The 1,657-nt window shown below is 71.8% G+C and carries 3 protein-coding genes; 1 reads left to right on the top strand and 2 read right to left on the bottom strand.

Features of this window, described 5'->3' with window-relative positions; genetic code table 11:
- Together ACM2XV_RS15045 and ACM2XV_RS15050 are read right to left on the bottom strand one after the other, a co-directional pair.
- The coding region (locus tag ACM2XV_RS15045; RefSeq protein ID WP_487027525.1) for an oxidoreductase at positions 1-316 on the bottom strand (316 nt) is incomplete at its 3' end.
- A 144-nt stretch (positions 317-460) separates the two neighbouring features.
- A complete protein-coding gene (locus ACM2XV_RS15050) occupies positions 461-1,084 on the bottom strand; it encodes an HAD family hydrolase (protein ID WP_487027526.1) in 624 nt (207 codons plus the stop codon).
- 23 nt (positions 1,085-1,107) lie between these two features.
- Between ACM2XV_RS15050 and ACM2XV_RS15055 the strand changes: the two genes are divergently transcribed.
- A partial coding sequence (locus tag ACM2XV_RS15055; RefSeq protein WP_487027527.1) for an ADP-dependent NAD(P)H-hydrate dehydratase occupies positions 1,108-1,657 on the top strand: 550 nt, incomplete at its 3' end.

Consider the following 1,657-nt stretch of genomic DNA (forward strand, 5'->3'; position numbering starts at 1 on the left):
CGTGCTGCAGCTGGATGCCCGCCTTCGCCCCGCGCTCATGCACGAAGCCGACGATGCGCGCCCAGGCGTCCTTCTGCTCGTCGTTCCAGATGCCGGTGTCCTCGGGCGAGATACGCCCCTCGGGCGAGACCGCCGTCGCCTCGGTGATCACGAGCGCGGCCCCGCCCGACGCGAGCGAGCCGAGGTGCACGAGGTGCCAGTCGGTCGGCACGCCGTCGCGCTTCTCGACCGCGTACTGGCACATCGGCGCGATGAAGACGCGGTTCGCGAACGCGATCGGGCCGAGGGTGATCGGGGTGAAGAGCTGGGAGGGCATCGGTGCTTTCTGTCGGAGTGGGGTCTCGATACGCCCGGCTTCGCGCGGGCTACTCGACCAGCGGGTGGGGGCTGGCGCGGGCTACTCGACCAGCGGGTGGGGGCTGGCGCGGGCTACTCGACCAGCGGGTGGGGCTGGCGCGGGCTACTCGGCCAGCGAGTTGAGGAAGACGCGGAGCGCGGCAGGGTCGGTGAACACGTGACCCGTGATGCCGAGCGCCTCGGCACCCGCCACGTTGTCGGCCCTGTTGTCGGTGAACACCATCTGCTCCGCCGAGATTCCGAGGTCGTCGAGCACGTGCCGGTAGATCGCCGCCTCGGGCTTCAGCAGCTTCAGCTCGCCGGAGACATAGAAGCGGTCGAACCAGTCCGACAGGGGCCCGTGGCGGAAGTACGACCCGAAGTCGGGGCCCGCGTTCGACAGCAGTGCGAGGGGCGTGCCGCCCGCCTTGAGATCGGCGAGCACCTCGATCGTGCCCGGGTTCACCGACAGCCACGAGCGAAAGTCGGCGGCCCACAGCTCGTGGATGCGCGCATCGGACCACGCGATTCCGAGCTCGGCGCCGATCGCACGCCAGTAGGCCGCCACGTCGGCGGTGCCCTGGTCGAGCCCGTTGCGGTGCGCGAAGTATGCCTGCCAGAACGGCTCGGCCGGTGCGCCCGCGAGGTCGAGGATCACCGCGCGGTCTGCCTCTGTCGGCGTCAGCGAGATCACCTCGCCGTAGTCGAAGACGACGGTGCGGCCGGGAAGGGAGATGGGCGAGCTCACGCTCACGAACCTATCGTGGTCACATGACGGCAGAGCGGGTGTGGACACCGGAGGACACGGCGCGGATGCTGCGGGCACCCGTCGCCGGCGACGACAAGTACACGAGGGGGGTCCTCGGGGTCGCGACCGGCTCTGAGGCCTTCCCCGGGGCCGCCGTGCTCGGCGTCGAGGCCGCCGTGCGCACCGGCGTCGGCATGGTGCGCTACGTCGGCCCGCCGACCCCGACGGGGCTCGTGCTGCGCAAGCGGCCCGAGGTGGTCACGGGCACGGGCCGCGTGCAGGCGTGGCTGGTCGGTTCGGGCATCCCCGGCGCCGCGCAGCGCACCATGGACGACAACACGCACCTCGGCGCCGCGCTCATGGACGGCGTGCCGCTCGTCATCGACGCAGGCGCGCTCGATCGCGTCGACGCCGCTGCCGGGCCCGCGGTGATCGTGCCGCACTACCGCGAGCTCGAGCGCACGCTGGAGCGCACGAGGTCGCCGCTCACGTTGGATGAGATCAGGGCGGATGCCGCGGCCGCGGCATCCCGCGCGGCCGAGACGCTCGGCGTCACCGTGCTGCTCAAGGGCG

This window comes from Gryllotalpicola sp. CP2-P1, assembly GCF_057512245.1.